The sequence below is a fragment of the Microbispora sp. H10949 genome (genome assembly GCF_014161435.1).
GTDB lineage: Bacteria > Actinomycetota > Actinomycetes > Streptosporangiales > Streptosporangiaceae > Microbispora > Microbispora triticiradicis.
The window spans coordinates 123,170-141,555 of record NZ_JABBWZ010000013.1; the positions used below are offsets into that span (position 1 = coordinate 123,170).

Consider the following 18,386-nt stretch of genomic DNA (forward strand, 5'->3'; position numbering starts at 1 on the left):
AAAGGGCCCGGCATGAAGCCGGGCCCTTCTCGTCAGGCGTACGGAGATCAGACGATCTTGCCGGACCACACGTTGGCGGCCGCCTTGTAGACGCCGTAGGTCTCGCCGTCGAAGTACGGGGAGACGGAGGTGTCGTAACGGTCGTTGCCGTCGGTGTCGGAGACGCCGATGGTCACGCCGTTCAGGTAGCCGAGACGACGGCTGTTGTTGTACTTGAGCAGCCAGGACGAGCCGAGCGCGCCCTCACCGGTGAAGGAGGACTTGACGCCCTGGAGCTCCTCAGCCTTGATCGCCGGAGCGGTCGCGGCGAAGGTCTTGCCGTAGCTCCACTTGAGGGTCTTGCCGGAGAAGGCGTGGTTGCCGTCCGGGTGCGAACCGCTCGGGTAGCCGAACACGAAGACCGGCTGGCCGATCTTCTGGTTGTAGGCCAGGCCCTGACCACCGACGTTGTCGCCGAGGCGGCCGACGTCCTTCAGGCCGACCGACGCCGTCTTGCCGGTGACCTTGTAGTCGACGTCGAAGTTGCCCCAGAAGGTGGCCTGGTACTTCTTGCCGTCCTTCTCGAAGGTGTAGACGGTCTGCTTCGTGGCGTCGCTGGAGTTCCAGCCGAGGCGGTAGTAGTGGTGCCTCCGGGCCTCCTTGACCACGGCGCCCCACGTCTTGTCGTCGTAGGTGGACTCGCCGATGTGGCCCTTGGCCCAGTTCTCCAGGGTCGTGCGAGCCGAGTCGTTGGTCTTCGGGTCCACCGCGATCTGGGCGACGCTGGCCGCGACCTTCTTCGAGCCCGGGGTGCCCAGGGCCACCTTGTGGGCGTAGTCCACGACGGACTCGACCTTGAGGCCGGAGTAGCCCGAGTGCGCCTTCAGCTTGCGCAGGGCCCAGGCAGCCTGGCCGTAGGTCTCGTACGCGGCCGACTCGTACTTCTTGCCGTCGGAGGTGACCGTCGGGAGCACGCCGTTGTACACGGTGACGAACGCGTAGTCGCGGTCGCCGTCCTCGTACACGTCGTAGTCGTAGTGCGTGTAGGCGGTCTTACCGACGTAGATGCCCCACGGGGTCTTGCCCTGGTAGTAACCCGGGACGAACACCCAGCGGTCGAGCGTGGCCTTGTTCGACTGCGTGTCGTACACGCAGTGCCCGGCCGTGGCGACCAGGTTGTGGTACTTCGACTGGACCGAGGTGGCCGAGCACCAGTGCGGCTTGTGGTCGGCGCCGATGAAGAACACCTTGCCCGTGGTCTTGGGCAGGTTCACGTTCTTCGACTTCGAGGACGACTTCTTCTCGTCCCCGATCGCCGGCACGACGCCGGGCTTGCTGTCCGCGGACGGCCCGCCCTTGGACACGTGCTTCGCGGAGACCTTGGTCTCCACGCCGTACGGCTTGGCGTTGACGAGGTTGGCCTTGTTCTCGCCGTACCAGAACGCCGCGATCTGCTTGGCCGCCAGGTTGCTGCTGGCCAGCGTGTCGTGCGAGATGTCGTTCCCGGCGTGGGCGGCCGGGGAGGCGACAACGGCGGAGGCCAGCAGACCGGCCGCCATGCCACCGAGGGTGAGGGTGCGCTTCAAGAGGGTTCTCCCTTGGTCTGTCGTGGGGCGCCACCTGCGCCCCATGCGTCAGTAAAGGACTGATAAGCAAAGTTATAAGAGAAATGAGGAGGATCAACGGCCTTTGGGTGAGCGCACAGTCGCACTCCGTGATGTTGAGCCTCGGAGTGCCCTCGGACCGTTTCTGAGAATTTGCTGTGTTTCACCTGTTGGGGGCGTGAATCTTCGGCCGCGCCCGGCGTCGCTCGCAAGATCCATAAGATGCTCTCAATGTGACCTAAATCACACCAAAGAGATGAAACCAGAAAGCATAGTGATCACGTCTGAGTTGCCCGTCGCGGTGGTGCCGGGGGTCTGGACGTGACTCGGACCGTCCCGGAGGGGATGGGCGGCGCCGCTGAGTTGCGACGAGCCCCGAGGGGGTGTCCGCACGGGGGGAAGGGCGTGTACGGCCGCCAGGGGCGAGCACAGAGCAGCGGCGAGCAGCCCGAAACACGAAAAAAAGGGCCCGGCTGGATGCCGGGCCCTTTCGGGATCAGTCTGGGACAGATCAGACGATCTTGCCGGACCAGTTGCCGGCCGCGGCCTTGTAGACGCCGTAGGTCTCGCCGTCGAAGTACGGGGAGACGCTGGTGTCGATCCGGTCGTTCTTGTCGGTGTCGGCGAGGCCGATGGTCACACCGTTCAGGTAACCGAGGCGACGGGCGCTCTTGTACTGCAGCAGCCAGGACGAACCGATGGCGCCCTCACCCGTGAAGGAGGACTTGACGCCGACCAGCTCCTCGCCCTTGACCGCGGCGGCCGAGGCGGCGAAGGTCTTGCCGTAGCTCCACTTGAGGGTCGCACCCGAGAAGGCGTTGTTGCCGTCGGGGTGGTATCCGCTCGGGTAGCCGAAGACGAAGACCGAGCTGCCGATCTTCTGGTTGTAGGCCAGGCCCTGACCGCCCACGTTGTCGCCCAGGCGGCCGACGTCCTTCAGAACGATCAGCGGGCCGTGACCGCCGCCGCGCAGGCTCTTCACGTAGAAGGTCCGCTTGAAGTAGCGGTACTCCCGGTGCCCGGGCCAGGTGGGGCTGGGCGTCGCGGACGGGGAGGCCGAGGGCGTCGCGCTGGGCGAGGCGCTCGGCGACGGGCTCGGCGAGGGGGACTGGTGGTGGCCCTGGCCGAAGCCGGGCACGTCGCGGTCGCCGTACTGGCCGTGGCCGTGGTGGTCGTCACCGTGGTGGTCGTCACGACCGCGCACTTCCTTGCGGAAGTACAGGGTCTTGCCGTCCTCGCTGATGTACCAGTCACGCCGGCTGTCGTACTCGCGGCCGCTGATGTCCTTGGTCACGACGCTCGTGCCCTGGGCCCAGGGGCCGTTGCCCGTGAGGTCCTTGCCCTTGTTCTTGGCCTGGAACTCGCGGACGCTGATCTGGCGGACCAGGGTGCGGTCGTCGTGCCCGCGCCCACGGTGGTCGTCACGTCCGTAGCGGTCGTCACGCCCGTGGTGGTCGTCACGGCCGTGGTGGTCGTCGCGCCCGTGGTGGTCGTCACGGCCGTGGTGGTCGTCACGCCCGTGGCTGTCCGTGACCACGGTGGGCAGCACGCCGTTGTACACGGTGACGAACGCGTAGTCGCGGTCGCCGTCCTCGTACACGTCGTAGTCGTAGTGCGTGTAGGCCGTCTTGCCGACGTAGATGCCCCACGGGGTCTTGCCCTGGTAGTAACCCGGGACGAACACCCAGCGGTCCAGCGTGGCCCGGTTCGACTCGGTGTCGTACACGCAGTGCCCGGCCGTGGCGACCAGGTTGTGGTACGACGACTGCACCGAGGTCGCGGTGCACCAGTGCGGCCTGTGGTCGGCGCCGATGAAGAACACCTTGCCCGTGGTCTTGGGCAGGTTCACGTTCTTCGACTTGGACGTCGACTTCTTCTCGTCGCCGATCGCCGGCACGACGCCGGGCTTGCTGTCCGCGGACGGCCCGCCCTTGGACACGTGCTTGGCGACGACCTTGGTCTCCACGCCGTACGGCGTGGCGTTGATCAGGTTCGCCTTGTTCTCGCCGTACCAGAACGCCGCGACTTCCTTGGCGGCAAGGTTGGTCCCGGCGAGGGTGGCGGCGCGATGGTCGGAGCCGGCATGAGCGGCGGGGGCGGCGATAGCGGCGGAGGCCAGCAGGCCGGCCGCGACGCCACCGAGAGCGAGCGTGCGCTTCAAGAGAAACTCCCTGGTCTGTCGTGAGGCGTCACCTGCGCCCCAAGCGTCAGTAAAGGAACGAAATGGAAAGGTATCTGAGAGAATGCTGGGAAAGGGGGTATTTCACGTGACCAGATTGCGGACCCCCCGGCGTCGAGCCGGTGTCCGAAGGGCTCTGGCGTGGTCGTTTCCGCTGATCATGACGGGTGGACCCGGTCGCTGATCACGCTCGGTGATGGACCGGTCCAGTAATTGATGTGACGAACATCACACTCGGTGATGAAACCGGTGATCGCCGAAGACCCGTCCGAGATTGCCGTGTCGGCGCCCAGAGGGGCGGTGCCGCCTACCGGAGCCCGTTGTCGAGCGCGTCGGACGGGGCGTCGAAGGGCACGAGGAGCGTGCGCAGCAGCCGGGCGAGAGCCTGCTGCTCGTGCTGGTCGAGGCCGGCCAGCAGTTCGCGTTCCCGCCGCAGCAGGTCGGCGAAGGCGGCGTCCACCCGGTCCATGCCGGCGCGGGTGAGCCGCACCAGCACGCCGCGCCGGTCCTCGGGATCGGGGCGCCGGGTGACCAGTCCGGCGGCGGCGAGCCGGTCGATGCGGTTCGTCATGGTGCCCGACGTCACCAGGGTGGCGCGCAGCAGTGCGCCAGGGCTCAGCTCGTACGGCTCGCCGGAGCGGCGCAGCGCCGTCAGCACGTCGAACTCCCACGACTCGATGTCGTGGGAGGCGAAGGCGGCCCGGCGCTCACGCTCAAGATGCCGGCTCAGGCGGGAGACCCGGCTGAGCACCTCAAGCGGTGTCACGTCCAGGTCCGGGCGCTCCTGCTTCCAGGCCGCGACCAGCCGGTCCACCTCGTCCTCGGCGGGCCTCGAGAAGGTCATGGGCCGAGTCTAGCTTTTCTTGACATCGAGATATCTCACGCGATATCGAGTTATCTTGACATCAAGATAATCGGGAGGTGGGTATGCCTGCGGACATCTGGGACCCGGAGGTCTACGAGCGTTACGCGGCCGAACGCGGAAGGCCCTTTCACGAGCTTGTCAGCCGGGTGGGCGCCCGGTCGCCCGAGTACGTCGTCGACCTCGGCTGCGGCACCGGGGAGCTCACCGCGACGCTCCTCGCCCGCTGGCCCGGCGCCCGGGTCCACGGCGTGGACGCCTCACCCGCCATGATCGCCAAAGCGCCGCCGGGCCCCGATTTCGAGGTGGCCGACGTACGCGACTGGCGTCCGTCGCGGCCGGTCGACGTGATCGTCTCGAACGCGCTCCTGCAGTGGCTCCCCGAGCGCCGCGACCTGCTGGCCCGGTGGAGGGGCTGGCTCGCCGAGGACGGGTGGCTCGCCTTCCAGATGCCCGGCAACTTCGACGCGCCGAGCCACGCCGTCGTGCGCGAGCTGTGCCGTACGACCTGGCGGGCGGAGCTGGGCGACGTGCCGCGCGGCGCGACGGTGGGGGATCCCGAGGAGTACGTGGACCTGCTCGCCGGTCTCGGCCTCACGGTGGACGCCTGGGAGACCACCTATGTCCACGTCCTGCCGGGGGAGGACCCGGTGCTGAACTGGATCAAGGGCACGGCGCTGCGGCCGATGCTCGACCGGCTGCCGCCCGAGCGGCACGCCGCCTTCCTCGCCGACTGCGCGCGCGCCCTGCGGGAGGCCTACCCTCCCCGCCCGTACGGCACCCCCTTCCCTTTCCGCCGCATCTTCGCCGTCGCCCGCTCATGAGGCCACACCCGAGCGATCCGGAGTGAGCGCCCCGACGAGCGAAGCGGGCAAAGCTGTTCATTTTGGCGTGGCACTATGACGGCCCGACCGGGAGGCACTTGGGGGAACGGTGGCGCTTGAGATCGAGGACAAGTTCGACGTCCAGGACGACTTCACCCTGCCCGACCTGGGCGGAGTGCCGGGGTGCGCGCGGGTGGCGGAGCCGCTGTCACACCGCCTGACCGCGGTCTACTTCGACACCGCCGACCTGCGCCTGGCCGCCCGGGGCGTCACGCTGCGGCGCCGGCGCGGCGGGGACGACGAGGGCTGGCACCTCAAGCTGCCCAAGGCCGCGGGCGCCCGCGAGGAGATCACCCGGCCGCTCACGCGCAGCGCGAAGACCGTCCCCGCCGAGCTGGCGAGCCTCGTCCTCGCGTACACGCGGGGCGCCCCGCTGGCGCCGGTGGCCCAGCTGGAGACCCGCCGTTCCATCGCGCTGCTGCTCGGTCCCGGGGACGCGCCACTGGTGGAGGTCGCCGACGACCGGGTCAAGGGCACCGTCCTCGGCGACGAGCCGGTGGTGCGGCGCTGGCGGGAGGTCGAGGCCGAGATCAAGGAGGGCGACCGCGAGATCCTCAAGAAGGTGGGCAAGCGGCTGCGCGGGGCGGGCGCCGTCCCCGCCGCCGGCGGGAGCAAGCTCGCCCGGGTCCTCGGCGACCGCCTGCCCGCGCCGCGCCCGGCCACCCGGCCCGAGCCGGGCTCCGTCGGCGAGGTCGTCGTCGGCTACCTCCGCGCCCAGGTCGCCGCGCTCGCCGCCCAGGACCCGCGCGTACGGCTCGCCGGGGAGGACGCCGTGCACCAGGCCAGGGTGGCCTGCCGCCGGCTGCGCAGCGCGCTCAAGGCGTTCAAGCGGATCGTCGTGGAGACCGAATCCGTGCAGGAGGAGCTGAAGTGGCTCGGCGAGGTGCTGGGCGAGGCCCGTGACCTGGAGGTCATCCGGGCGCGCTTCGCCGCCCGCCTCGACGCGCTCGACCCCCGGCTCGTCACCGGCGAGGCGCGCCGCAGGCTGGGCGACGACCTGCTCGCCAGGGAACACGAGGCGTACGACCGCATCCGGGCCGCGCTCGGCGGCGAGCGTTACTTCGCGCTGCTCGACGCCCTCGACGCGCTGGCGGCCGACCCGCCGCTGACGGCGGCGGCGGGCAAGGACGCGGGCAAGGCGCTGCGGAAGATCGTGGACAGGAACTGGCGGCGGGTGGCCGACGCCTACGACGCGGCCCTCCGGGCGGAGGAGGGCGAGGAGCGCGAGACGGCCATGCACGAGGTGCGCAAGGCCGCCAAGCGCGCCCGTTACACGGCGGAGGCGGCCGGCCTGTCCGGGCCGGCCAAACGGGCCAAGGAGGTGCAGAAGGTGCTCGGCCGCCACCAGGACGGCGTGGTCGCCCAGGACACGCTCCTGGAGGAGGCGGGCCGGGCGAGGGAGGCCGGGGAGGACACCTTCACCTACGGCGTGCTCGCGGGCGTCGAGAGCGCCGAGGCGGCCCGCGCCCACGAGGAGTTCCCCGCCGTCTGGGCCTCCGTCACCGGGTGATCCGCCGGCCGGTCAGGTGACGTAGCGCTCCAGCGTGACCGCCCGGCCGGCCGCGTGGTGGAGGACGGCGAAGCCGCCCTTGGCGAGGGCGAGGTCGGCGGACCGCGTGCGGTGCAGCGCCTCGCCCGCCATGCCCAGCAGTGCGGGCAGCACCTTGCCGTGGCTGCACAGCACCGCCGCCTCCGCCGCCGCGAGCGAATCGCGCACCAGCCGTTCCGCCTCCCGGGGGTCGTAGCCGCTCTCCGACAGCGCCTTCTCCCCGCGCACCTCCAGGCCGTGCCGTTCCGCGTACGGCCCGATCGTCTGCGTGCAGCGCCTGCTGTGCGAGCTCACGAGCCGCTCCGGCCGGTACGCCCCGAGCACCGTGGCCAGGATCTCGGCCTGGGCGAGACCGCGCTCGTCCAGCGGGCGGTGGTCGTCGTCGCCCTTCCACTCCTGCCGGGAGCCCGCCAGAGCGTGCCGCAGGAAGATCAACGGGGTGGTCGTGAGGGGCGCGGCGCCGACGGCCCGCAGCAGGCGCCTGTCCCAGCCGTAGGTGAGGCGCCGCGCCGCCTCCTCGATCGGCAGCCAGACGACCTCGTCGACCTCCTCGCCGTCGCCGCCCGCAGCCCGCCCGTCGCCGGGATCGCGGGCGAGCCAGTAGTCCACCCGCTTGAGCCGGCCGTCCTTCAGATAGTGCACGGGCGGGAGCGCGCGGCCGAGCACGACCCGGAGGCCGGTCTCCTCCCGTACCTCGCGCAGCGCCGCGGCGATCACGTGCTCGCCGTGCCTGAGCTTGCCCTTGGGCAGGCTCCAGTCGTCGTACGCCGGCCGGTGGACGAGCGCGATCTCCGGATCGGCCTCCTCGCCCCGCCACACGACCGCGCCGGCCGCTCTGATCACGCGGGCCTCCCTGAGCACACCGGTCGTCGTCACTCGGCACCGTCGTCCACGGTCCGCCAGCGGCGGCTCGCGATCAGGTGGTGCTGGAGGTCGGTCTCGCCCCGGTGGCGCAGCCACTTGCCGTCGGAGTGCAGCGTCCAGGCGGTGGCGTTGTCCTCGAACGCCAGGTCGAGCAGGTGGGCGAGGTACCTCCGGTGCTCCGGGCTGCTGACCTTGACCAGCGCCTCGACCCGCCGGTCCAGGTTGCGGCGCATCAGGTCGGCGCTGCCGATCCAGATCTCCGGCCGCCGTCCTCCGCCGAACTCGAACACGCGGGAGTGTTCGAGGAACCGGCCGAGCACGCTGCGTACGCGGATGGTCTCCGACAACCCCGGCACACCCGGCCGGAGCGTGCAGATGCCGCGGACCCACAGGTCCACCGGCACGCCCGCCTGCGAGGCGCGGTACAACGCGTCGATGACCGGCTCGTCCACCATCGAGTTCGTCTTGATCCGGATGCGGGCCGTGCGGCCGGCCGCGCGATGGGCGATCTCCTGCTCGATCCGGTCGAGCAGGCCCTGGCGCAGCGAGTCCGGCGCGACCAGCAGCCTGCGGTAGTCGGACTGGTGGGAGTAGCCGGTCAGGTGGATGAACAGGTCGGTCACGTCCTCGCCGACCTGCGGGTCGGCGGTGAGCAGGCCGAAGTCCTCGTACTGCCGGGCCGTCTTCGGGTTGTAGTTCCCGGTGCCGATGTGGCAGTAGCGCCGCAGTTCGCCGCCCGCCTCCTGGCGGACCACCATGGCGAGCTTGCAGTGCGTCTTGAGGCCGAGCACGCCGTAGACCACGTGGCACCCGGCCGTCTCCAGCTTGCGGGCCCAGGAGATGTTCGCGTGCTCGTCGAACCGCGCCTTGATCTCCACCACGACCACGACCTGCTTGCCCGCCTCGGCCGCGTCGATCAGCGCGTCGACGATGGGCGAGTCGCCGCTGGTGCGGTAGAGCGTCTGCTTGATGGCCAGCACGTCCGGGTCGGCCGCCGCGTCCTCCACGAACCGCTGCACGCTCGTCGCGAACGAGTCGTACGGGTGGTGCACCAGGATGTCGTGCTCGCGCAGGGTCGCGAAGAGGTCGTCCGCGATGCTCACCGCCTCCGCCGGCACGAACGGCCGGTAGCTGAGCTCGGGGCGGTCGAGATCGGCGATGGCGTGCAGCCCGGTGAGGTCGAGCGGGCCGGGCAGCCGGTAGATCTCGTGGTCGCCCACCCCCAGCTCGTCGACCAGCAGGTCGAGCACCTCGGGGGTGATGGTGTCCTCGACCTCCAGCCGCACCGGCGGCCCGAACCTGCGCCGCAGGAGCTCGCGCTCCAGCGCCTTCATCAGGTTCTCCGTGACGTCCTCGTCGATCTCCAGGTCCTCGTTCCTGGTGACCCGGAAGACGTGGTGCTGCACCACCTGCATGCCCTTGAACAGCTCGCCCAGATGCGCCGCGATCACGTCCTCCAGCGGGACGAAACGGTCCTTCGACGCGTTCACGAAGCGGGGAAGCTGTGAGGGCACCTTCACCCGCGCGAACACCGTGTGGCCCGTCACCGGGTTGCGCACGGTGACCGCCAGGTTCAGCGAGAGCCCCGAGATGTACGGGAACGGGTGGGCGGGGTCGACGGCCAGCGGCGTCAGGACCGGCCGGATCCGCTCGCGGAAGAGCTTGCGCAGCGCCGTCCGCTCCTCCCTCGCGAGGTCGTCCCAGCGGACGATCGCGATGCCCTGCTCGGCCAGCTCCGGGCAGATCCGGTCGTGGAAGACCGCCGCGTGCCTGCGGGCGAGGTCGTCGGCGACCGACGCGATCCGGGTCAGCGCCTCGCTCGGCTTGAGCCCGCCCGGCGTCCGCAGCAGCAGCCCGGTCGCCATCCGCCGTTTCAGCCCGGCCACCCGTACGCGGAAGAACTCGTCCAGGTTGCTCGCGAAGATGGCGAGGAACCGCACCCGTTCGAGCAGCGGCACCGCGGGGTCCTCCGCGAGCTCCAGGACCCGTTCGTTGAACTGGAGCCAGCTCTCCTCACGATTGAGGAACCGGTCGTGCGGCAGCGGGGCGGGCACGGGGAGGTCGGCCTCCTCCGGCTCAGGCGAGGGGGAGCTTTGGGCGGACATATAACGAAATATGCCCCACTACGTTGAACAGAACGTTAACTTCGCAGCAACGAAACCGTCAGGCCGGTTCACCTCCGCCGGCCATGTCACCGGCCGTCCCGCCGGTCGTCTCGCGGGGGCGCCCCTCAGATCTCCCCGGGCTGCTGCCGTTCGAGGCTCCGGCCCCGCTCGCGCTGCTCGCGCTCCTTGGCCTTCTCCAGCTCGCGCTGGCGGCGTTCGAGCTCCTTGGCGCGTTCGCGCTGCTCGCGTTCGCGGGCCTTCTCCTGCTCGCGGCGGAGCTTCTCCTGCTCCTTGAGCTGCCGTTCGAGCTCCCTGGACCGCTCGCGCTGCTCGCGCTCCTTGGCCTTCTCCAGCTCGCGCTGGCGGCGTTCGAGCTGCCTGGCGCGTTCGCGCTGCTCGCGTTCGCGGGCCTTCTCCTGCTCGCGGCGGAGCTTCTCCTGCTCCTTCACCTCGCGCTCGGTGGGCCGCGGCGTACGGGTCTCGGCGGCGGGGGTGAGGATCATCCCGCGGGTCGCGCCGGTGAGCCCGGGGTTGGCGTCGAGGCCCTTCAGGCCGTTCCAGGACAGGTTCACCAGGTGGGCGGCGACCTCCTCGCGGGCGGGCCTGCGCACGTCGAGCCACCACTGGCCGGTGAGGGCGGTCATCCCCACGAGCATCTGCGCGTACATCGGCGCGAGCTTGGGGTCGTAGCCGCGTTCCCTGAACTCGTCCGCGAGCACGTCCTCGACCTGGCTCGCGATGTCGCTGATCAGGCTGGCGAAGGTGCCCGTCCCCGACGCGGCGTGGGAGTCGCGGACCAGGATGCGGAAGCCCTCGCTGCTCTCCTCGATGTACTGCAGGAGGGCGAGCGCGGCGCGCTCCAGCTTGACGCGGGCGTGCGAGGCGGAGAGCGCCTGGGTGACCAGGCTCAGCAGGCGCTGCATCTCCCGGTCGATCACGACGGCGTAGATGCCCTCCTTGCCGCCGAAGTGCTCGTACACCACGGGCTTGGAGACCTTTGCGCTGGCCGCGATCTCCTCGACCGACGTGCCGTCGAAGCCCTTGTCCGCGAACAGGGCCCGGCCGACCTGGATCAGCTGCTCGCGCCGCTCCGCGCCGGTCATGCGTCTTCGCGTTCGGGAGGACTCGGTCACAGGTTCCATGATGGCGGTTGCCCCGGCCGGAACCCGGCCCGGGACGGATAAGGGGAGCGGCGCCGGTGCGGACGTCACCGGTGCGGACGCCATCGCGGCGGACGTCACCGGAACGGACGTCATGGGAGAGGTGGTGGGAGACAGGGCCGCCGCCTGTGCGAAAGCGGCCCCGCCATCCGCGCCGACGGGAACGTCAGGCAATGCGCTTCGCCGCCAGCCGCTCCGGTGTCGGCCAGCGCACGTCGCGGGCCCAGCCGGCCTTCTCGAACCAGCGGATGAGGCCGGCGCTCAGGTCGATCTGGCCCTTCAGCGCGCCGTGCCGGGCGCAGGTGGGGTCCGAGTGGTGCAGGTTGTGCCACGACTCGCCGAACGAGGGAATCGCCAGCCACCACACGTTGCGGGACTTGTCACGCGACTCGAAGACCTCCTCGCCGAAGACGTGGCAGATGGAGTTGATCGACCAGGTGACGTGGTGCAGCAGGCCGATCCGGATGACCGTGCCCCAGAAGAACGCGGTCACCGCGCCCTGCCAGGACCAGGTGATCAGGCCGCCCAGGATCGCCGGGAGCAGCAGGGAGGTGATCGCCAGGGCCGGGAAGGCCCGGTGCAGCTTCATCACGTCCGGGTCCTTCATCAGGTCCGGGGCGTACTTGGCGCGGTTGACCCGCTCGGACTCGAACAGCCAGCCGATGTGGGCGTACAGCAGGCCCTTGCACATGGACTTGAAGCCGGGGCCGAAGCGCCACGGCGAGTGCGGGTCGCCCTCCTTGTCGGAGAACTTGTGGTGCTTGCGGTGGGCGGCCACCCAGTCGAGCACGGACATCTCCAGCGAGAGGCTGCCGGCGATGCCGAGGGCGATCTTCAGCGGCCGGTTCGGCTTGAACGATCCGTGCGTGAAGTAGCGGTGGTATCCGACGGTGACGCCCAGGCCGGACACGATGTAGAACACCGCGGCGATCACGACGTCCGTCCAGCCCAGGCCCCAGCCCCAGGCGAACGGCACCGCGGCGAAGACCGCCAGGATCGGCGCGCCGACGACGATCGCGAAGACAACCAAGTCGGCCTTGCTCTTGTCCTGCGGTTCGAAGTCCGGCTTCGGCTGTGGTGCGGCGCGGTCGGTGACGACGGTCATGGGCTACCTCACGGGTGTTGGGAAGATTGTCTGGCTACGCGACCGTAACTTACGCCATCGTAAGTTAGGAACCCCTAAGAGCGAATGTGTGGAAGGTGACGCGCGGGGCCACATCTGGTGGCGAATCCACGTCTTGCACCAACTCTCGGCAATCTGGTAAAGCCCGATGCCCCACCTCAGAGGCTCGTCGCCGGCCGCGCGAGGTCTACGGCGCCCTGCCCGAAATGTGGCTTAGATAACATCCCGAGGCCCGCTGTCGGGTGGTCCGGCTCCGGTCGCGGACCACGGGTCCGGGCAGGGGGTCGGCTGGGGGGGTCGGGCGGGGTGGGCCGGGCCGATGGGCGTCGCTTTTTGGGGGCGCGCGCGAGGGGTCGGCTCTGTATCCTGAGGTCGGATTCCGGCGCCTGTTGGAATCGGACAAACGGGGCTTTGGCCCATTCCCGGGTCGTCTAGGGGCAAGACTACAGATTTTGGTTCTGTCAACGGAGGTTCGAATCCTCCCCCGGGAGCCAGCCCGTCCGTTCGCCGTGCGCTCCGGGGGGCCTGGTTCCCACTCGGGGGACGGCAGGTAAGCTCACCTTGTCGAGCGGGTGACCGTGCGGTTCCGGGGTAGTGGACGCATGGAAGCCGCGCCACGTTTCGTGTGTAGTAAGCCGCGACGCCGAGGGAGCCTCAGTCCGTGAGTGTGCCGCGCCCGGCAGCCGTGATCGTCCTCGCCGCCGGCGAGGGCACCCGGATGAAGTCGAAAACCCCCAAGGTCCTCCACGAAGTCTGCGGCCGTGCGCTCGTGGACCACATGCTCGCCGCCGCCCGCGGCCTCGCCCCCGAACGGCTGGTCGTCGTCATCGGCCACGCGCGCGAACAGGTCGGTCCCCACCTGGCGGAGACCGCGCCGGACGCCCGCACGGTCGTGCAGGAGAAGCGGAACGGCACCGGCCACGCCGTGCGCACCGCGCTGGAGGCCGAGGGCCCGATCGAGGGCACCATCCTGGTGACGTACGGCGACACGCCGCTGCTGCGCGCCGAGACCCTGGCGGCGCTGCTGGAGCGGCACGCCGCCGACGGCAACGCCGTCACCGTGCTGACCGCCGTGGTCCCCGACCCCACCGGCTACGGCCGCATCGTGCGCGACGGGAGCGGCGCGGTGCTGGAGATCGTCGAGGAGAAGGACGCGTCCCCCGAGCAGCGCGCGATCAGCGAGATGAACTCGGGCGTGTACGCCTTCGACGGCGCGCTGCTGGCCGACGGCCTGCGCCGGATCGGCGCCGCCAACGCCCAGGGCGAGGAGTATCTGACCGACGTGCTGGCCATCCTCCGCGAGGACGGCCACCGGGTCGGCGCCCACGTCGCCGCCGACCACGCGGAGGTCGAGGGCGTCAACGACCGCGTCCAGCTCGCCTTCGTGCGGCGGGTGCTCAACGACCGCATCCTGGAGGCGCACATGCGCGCCGGGGTCACCGTCGTCGACCCGGCCGGCACGTGGGTGGACGCCGGCGTCGTCATGGAGCCCGACGTCGTGATCCATCCCGGCACCCAGCTCAGGGGCGCCACGAGGATCGGGGCGGGGGCCGAGGTGGGGCCGGGCAGCACGCTGACCGACACCGTCGTCGGCGAGGAGGCCGTCGTGCGCAACACCGTGGCCGACGGTGCGGAGATCGGCGCCGGCGCCACCGTGGGCCCGTTCGCCTACCTGCGCCCCGGCACCGTGCTCGGGCGGGGCGGCAAGATCGGCGCGTACGTCGAGACCAAGAACGCGCGGATCGGCGAGGGCTCCAAGGTCCCGCACCTCACGTACGTCGGCGACGCGACGATCGGCACCGGCTCGAACATCGGCGCCGCCTGCGTCTTCGTCAACTACGACGGCGTGGGCAAGCACCACACCGTGGTGGGCGACCACGTCCGCGTGGGCAGCGACAACATGCTCGTGGCACCGGTCACGATCGGCGACGGCGCCTACACCGCCGCCGGCTCGGTGATCACGTCCGACGTGCCGCCCGGGGCGATGGCGGTCGCCCGCGGCAGGCAGCGCAACATCGAGGGCTGGGTGGCGCGCCGCAGGGGCGGCACCCCGTCCGACGAGGCGGCCCGGCGGGCGCTGGCCGCCCCGGAGAGCGGCGCGCCCGAGCAGGACGGCGGGGACACCGCCGCGCGGTAAGGACCACCCACGGCACGCGCCCCAGCGTGCCGCGCGGGGACAGGAAGAGTACGAGGCGCGGTTGCCCGACCGCGTAGCGCCGAAGGGCCAGGCCAGGAGGACACCGTGACCGACCACATCGACGGGGCGAAGGGGTTCGCGGGCCCCGGGCGAGGCGAGGGCACCGCGGACCGGCCGGCCCGGCCACAGCAGGCCCGGCACGGCCGACAGGCTCGACACGCGAGGAGCGCGGCATGAGCGGCAAGAAGACGACCGGCGAGCGGAACCTCATGTTCTTCTCCGGCCGGGCCCACCCCGAGCTCGCCGAGGAGGTCGCGAAGGCCCTCGGTGTCGAGATCACGCCGACCGCGCTGCGCGACTTCGCGAGCGGCGAGATCTACGTGCGCTACCTGGAGTCGGTGCGCGGCTGCGACGCCTTCGTGATGCAGAGCCACACCGCGCCGATCAACCAGTGGATCATGGAACAGCTGATCATGGTGGACGCGCTCAAGCGGGCCTCGGCCAAGCGGATCACCGTGATCATGCCGTTCTACGGCTACGCCCGCCAGGACAAGAAGGGCCGCGGCCGGGAGCCGATCACCGCCCGGCTGGTGGCCGACCTGTTCAAGCAGGCGGGCGCCGACCGGATGATGTCCATCGACCTGCACACCTCGCAGATCCAGGGCTTCTTCGACGGTCCGGTGGACCACCTGTTCGCGATGCCCGTGCTGATCAACTACCTGCGTGGCAAGCTCGACCCGGCGACGACCACGATCGTCTCGCCCGACACCGGCCGCGTGCGGCTCGCCGAGCGCTGGTCCGACACCCTGGGCACCCCGGTGGCGTTCATCCACAAGCGGCGCGACCTCGACGTGGCGAACCAGGTGAAGGTGCACGAGGTGGTCGGCAAGGTCCACGGCCGGACCTGCGTGCTGATCGACGACATGATCGACACCGGCGGCTCGATCTGCAAGGCGGCCGACGCCCTGTACGAGCACGGCGCGACCGACGTCATCGTGGCCGCCACCCACGCGGTGTTCTCCGGGCCCGCCGTGGACCGTCTGAAGAACTCCCGGATCTCCGAGGTGGTCGTGACCAACACGCTGCCCATCGAGGAGGAGAAGAGGTTCGACAGCCTCACGGTGATGTCGATCGCCCCGCTGATCGCCCGGGCCATCACCGAGGTCTTCACCGACGGCTCCGTCACCAGCCTCTTCGAGGGCGACGCCTGACCCGCTCGGGACCCCCGGACGTACCCGGGGGCCCGCGCAGTTCGCCTGGGAGCGGTGGTCAGTAGACGGCGCCCATCGCCGTACGCACCTCCGCGAGGGTCGCGGCGGCGACGGCGGCGGCGCGTGCGTTGCCGTCGCGGAGCACCCGGCGGACGTGGCCGCGATCCCCGGCGAGTTCGGCCCGCCGTGCCCGCAGCGGCGCGAAGTGGTCGTTGATCGCGTCGGTGACCAGCGCCTTCAGCGCGGCGGCCCCCCGGCCGCCGATCCCGGCGGCGACCTCGTGCGGGTCCCGGCCGAGGCACAGCGCGGCCAGGAGGACGAGGCTGGACACCTCGGGCCGGGCGACCGGGTCGTAGGTGATGTGGCGCTCGGCGTCGGTCTTCGCGCCGCGGATCAGCCGGGCGGTCTCGTCGGCGGTCGCGGCCAGGGCGACGGCGTTGCCCCGGCTCTTGCTCATCTTGGCGCCGTCGGTCCCGAGCAGCAGGGGCGCCGCTGACAGCAGCGCCTCGGGCTCGGGGAACACCGGGTTCGAGGGGGTGCCGTAGCGGTTGTTGAAGCGGCGCGCGATGATGCGGGCGACCTCCAGGTGGGGCAGCTGGTCCTGCCCGACCGGGACGATTCCGGCCTTGCAGAACAGGATGTCGGCCGCCTGGTGCACGGGATAGGTGAACATCAGCCCGCTGACCGCCGACTGCCGAGAGTGGGCGATCTCGTCCTTGACCGTGGGGTTGCGGCCCAGCTCCGCGACCGAGACCAGGCTGAGGAACGGCAGGAGCAGCTGGTTGAGCGCGGGCACGGCGCTGTGCGTGAAGATCGTGGCCCGGCCGGGGTCGAGGCCCGCGGCCAGGTAGTCGAGCACCAGGTCCTCCACGCGCTCGGTGAGCCGGTCGGCGACGTCCCGGTCGGTCAGGACCTGGTAGTCCGCGACGAGCACCATCATCTCCACGCCCAGGTTCTGCAGGCGGACGCGGTTCTGCAGGGTGCCGAAGTAGTGCCCCAGATGCAGCCGGCCGGTCGGCCGGTCCCCGGTCAGCGCCCGGAACGTCCCGGGCCGCTCCCGTATCGATCTCTCCAGCTCGGCGCCGCGCCGTCGCGCGCCCGCCACGCCGAGGTCGTCGGACGGGCCGCTGTCCAGAGTGGTCGTCATGTGATCTCTCCCTTGGCAGGTGGTCCGCCGCCGGTGGCGACCCCTCGTCCAGGGAGCACGAAAAAGGGCCGTCCATCCGAACGGCCCGGTCGTACGCGTGAGATGGCCGCTCCTACCCGGAGCGCCACCAGCCCTGACACGACGTACGTTGCATCCCGCCACTCTAACGGCCACCTGGCCACTACGGGAGACGCGATAAGGTGAGGGGGTTGCGCTCGTAACGCCTTCCGCTAGGGCGGGTGAGGGGGAGCGCGTCATCCGTCGAACATCCCTAGGAGATGTGCCGTGTCCGAAGTACGCATCGCCGCCGAGCTCCGCGACGAGTTCGGCAAGGGCGCCGCCCGCAAGATCCGCCGGGCGAACAAGGTTCCCGCCGTCCTCTACGGCCACGGCACCGACACCAAGCACCTGACCCTCCCCGGCCACGAGCTGCTGCTCGCGCTGCGCACGCCCAACGTGCTCATCCGCCTGCACGGTGAGGGCGTGGACGAGATCGCGCTGCCCAAGGGCGTCCAGCGCGACCCGATCAAGGGCTTCCTGGAGCACGTCGACCTGCTCCTGGTCAAGCGGGGCGAGAAGGTCACCGTCGAGATCCCGGTCACCGTCGTCGGCGAGACGGTCGGCAGCGCCATCGTCGACCAGCCGCTGAACACGCTCTCGGTCGAGGCCGAGGCGACCCACATCCCGACCGGCGTCGAGATCGACGTGGACGGCAAGGAAGAGGGCTACACGGTGCTCGCGGGCGACCTGAAGCTGCCGGAGGGCACGACGCTGGCCGGCGACCCCGAGGCCCTGGTGCTGCACGTGATCGGCGCTCCGTCGGCCGGGCTGCCCGAGGAGGGCGAGGCCGCCGCCGAGGGCGAGACCGCCGAGGCCGCCGAGTAGGACCGATTCGTGAGAGAGTCCTCCGCGGGGTGTCCCGCGGAGGACTCTTCCATATGTGGAGACGGTGGAGGAGACAGCGATGTCCGACACGGCCGCGGAGCGGTGGCTGGTCGTGGGCCTGGGCAACCCCGGGCCGGAGTACGCCGGGAACCGCCACAACGCGGGCTTCATGGTGCTCGACGAGCTGGCGGCCCGGGTGGGCGGGCGGTTCAAGGCGCACCGGTCGCGGGCCGAGGTGGTCGAGGGCCGTCTGGCCGCGCTGCCCGTGGTGCTGGCCAAGCCGCTGTCCTTCATGAACCTGTCCGGCGGGCCGGTCAAGGCGCTGGCCGACTTCTACAAGGTCACACCTGACCGGGTCGCCGTGGTCCACGACGAGCTGGACATCCCGTACGGCGCGCTGCGGGCGAAGCTCGGCGGCGGCGACAACGGGCACAACGGCCTGAAGTCGATCACGAAGTCGCTCGGCACGCGCGACTACCCGCGCATCCGGTTCGGCATCGGCCGCCCGCCGGGCCGGATGGACCCGGCGGCGTTCGTGCTGCGCGACTTCGCCACGGCCGAGCGCAAGGACCTGCCGTTCCTGGTGGACCGGGCCGCCGACATGGTGGAGTCGCTGATGACGGCGGGCCTGGAGGCGACGCAGAACCGGTTCCACGCCGGCGACCTCAACCCGGCCAAGCCGCCCCGCTGAGGTCCC

14 protein-coding genes and 1 tRNA gene are annotated in these 18,386 nt (G+C 70.6%); 7 read left to right on the top strand and 8 right to left on the bottom strand.

The features are described 5' to 3' along the window. Nucleotides 1-47: 47 nt before the first annotated feature. The 3 genes from HHX40_RS30165 to HHX40_RS30175 all read right to left on the bottom strand — a co-directional run bounded on the left by HHX40_RS30165 (nt 48) and on the right by HHX40_RS30175 (nt 4,606). Nucleotides 48-1,565, bottom strand: coding sequence for a trypsin-like serine peptidase (locus HHX40_RS30165; RefSeq protein WP_259404041.1), 1,518 nt, complete (start codon nt 1,563-1,565; stop codon nt 48-50). A gap of 529 nt (nt 1,566-2,094) precedes the next feature. Further along, nucleotides 2,095-3,744: a trypsin-like serine peptidase gene (locus HHX40_RS37285; protein ID WP_259404042.1), complete on the bottom strand. Its 1,650-nt coding sequence runs from the start codon at nt 3,742-3,744 to the stop codon at nt 2,095-2,097. A 325-nt stretch (nt 3,745-4,069) separates the two neighbouring features. Continuing rightward, nucleotides 4,070-4,606: a MarR family winged helix-turn-helix transcriptional regulator gene (locus tag HHX40_RS30175; RefSeq protein ID WP_182883299.1), complete on the bottom strand. Its 537-nt coding sequence runs from the start codon at nt 4,604-4,606 to the stop codon at nt 4,070-4,072. A gap of 83 nt (nt 4,607-4,689) precedes the next feature. On the opposite strand from HHX40_RS30175, the gene HHX40_RS30180 reads away from it, so the two are divergent. Both HHX40_RS30180 and HHX40_RS37980 read left to right on the top strand, forming a co-directional pair. Next, nucleotides 4,690-5,448 (top strand): trans-aconitate 2-methyltransferase, encoded by a 759-nt coding sequence (locus tag HHX40_RS30180; RefSeq protein WP_182883300.1) that lies wholly within the window; start codon nt 4,690-4,692, stop codon nt 5,446-5,448. Nucleotides 5,449-5,557: 109 nt separating this feature from the next. Next, the gene (locus tag HHX40_RS37980; protein WP_182883301.1) at nt 5,558-7,018 is read left to right on the top strand and encodes a CYTH and CHAD domain-containing protein; all 1,461 of its coding nucleotides are present in this window, start codon (nt 5,558-5,560) and stop codon (nt 7,016-7,018) included. Nucleotides 7,019-7,030: 12 nt separating this feature from the next. Here the strand turns inward: HHX40_RS37980 and HHX40_RS30190 are convergent, their stop codons facing one another. The 4 genes from HHX40_RS30190 to HHX40_RS30205 form a co-directional block, all read right to left on the bottom strand. Beyond that, nucleotides 7,031-7,900 (bottom strand): NUDIX hydrolase, encoded by an 870-nt coding sequence (locus HHX40_RS30190; RefSeq protein ID WP_182883302.1) that lies wholly within the window; start codon nt 7,898-7,900, stop codon nt 7,031-7,033. Between the two features lie 29 nt (nt 7,901-7,929). Further along, complete coding sequence (locus HHX40_RS30195) at nt 7,930-10,026, bottom strand: RNA degradosome polyphosphate kinase (RefSeq protein ID WP_182883303.1); 2,097 nt, start codon at nt 10,024-10,026, stop codon at nt 7,930-7,932. 125 nt (nt 10,027-10,151) lie between these two features. After that, nucleotides 10,152-11,168, bottom strand: a complete 1,017-nt coding sequence (locus tag HHX40_RS30200; RefSeq protein ID WP_182883304.1) for a TetR family transcriptional regulator — start codon at nt 11,166-11,168, stop codon at nt 10,152-10,154. A 184-nt stretch (nt 11,169-11,352) separates the two neighbouring features. Beyond that, nucleotides 11,353-12,291, bottom strand: a complete 939-nt coding sequence (locus tag HHX40_RS30205; RefSeq protein WP_182883305.1) for an acyl-CoA desaturase — start codon at nt 12,289-12,291, stop codon at nt 11,353-11,355. A gap of 438 nt (nt 12,292-12,729) precedes the next feature. Here HHX40_RS30205 and HHX40_RS30210 point away from each other — a divergent pair. The 3 genes from HHX40_RS30210 to HHX40_RS30220 all read left to right on the top strand — a co-directional run bounded on the left by HHX40_RS30210 (nt 12,730) and on the right by HHX40_RS30220 (nt 15,657). After that, nucleotides 12,730-12,803 (top strand) — tRNA-Gln (locus HHX40_RS30210). A 167-nt stretch (nt 12,804-12,970) separates the two neighbouring features. Beyond that, nucleotides 12,971-14,446: a bifunctional UDP-N-acetylglucosamine diphosphorylase/glucosamine-1-phosphate N-acetyltransferase GlmU gene (gene glmU, locus HHX40_RS30215; protein ID WP_182883306.1), complete on the top strand. Its 1,476-nt coding sequence runs from the start codon at nt 12,971-12,973 to the stop codon at nt 14,444-14,446. Between the two features lie 233 nt (nt 14,447-14,679). After that, a complete protein-coding gene (locus HHX40_RS30220) occupies nt 14,680-15,657 on the top strand; it encodes a ribose-phosphate diphosphokinase (RefSeq protein ID WP_182875596.1) in 978 nt (325 codons plus the stop codon). Nucleotides 15,658-15,715: 58 nt separating this feature from the next. Here the strand turns inward: HHX40_RS30220 and trpS are convergent, their stop codons facing one another. Further along, nucleotides 15,716-16,804 carry a tryptophan--tRNA ligase gene (gene trpS / locus HHX40_RS30225; protein WP_182883307.1) on the bottom strand — a complete coding sequence of 363 codons (1,089 nt, stop codon included), beginning with the start codon at nt 16,802-16,804 and terminating at the stop codon, nt 15,716-15,718. A gap of 285 nt (nt 16,805-17,089) precedes the next feature. On the opposite strand from trpS, the gene HHX40_RS30230 reads away from it, so the two are divergent. Continuing rightward, nucleotides 17,090-17,689 (top strand): 50S ribosomal protein L25/general stress protein Ctc, encoded by a 600-nt coding sequence (locus HHX40_RS30230; RefSeq protein ID WP_182875598.1) that lies wholly within the window; start codon nt 17,090-17,092, stop codon nt 17,687-17,689. A 79-nt stretch (nt 17,690-17,768) separates the two neighbouring features. Beyond that, on the top strand, nt 17,769-18,380 hold the full coding sequence (gene pth / locus HHX40_RS30235) for an aminoacyl-tRNA hydrolase (protein WP_182883308.1): 612 nt from the start codon (nt 17,769-17,771) through the stop codon (nt 18,378-18,380). Nucleotides 18,381-18,386: the final 6 nt, after the last annotated feature.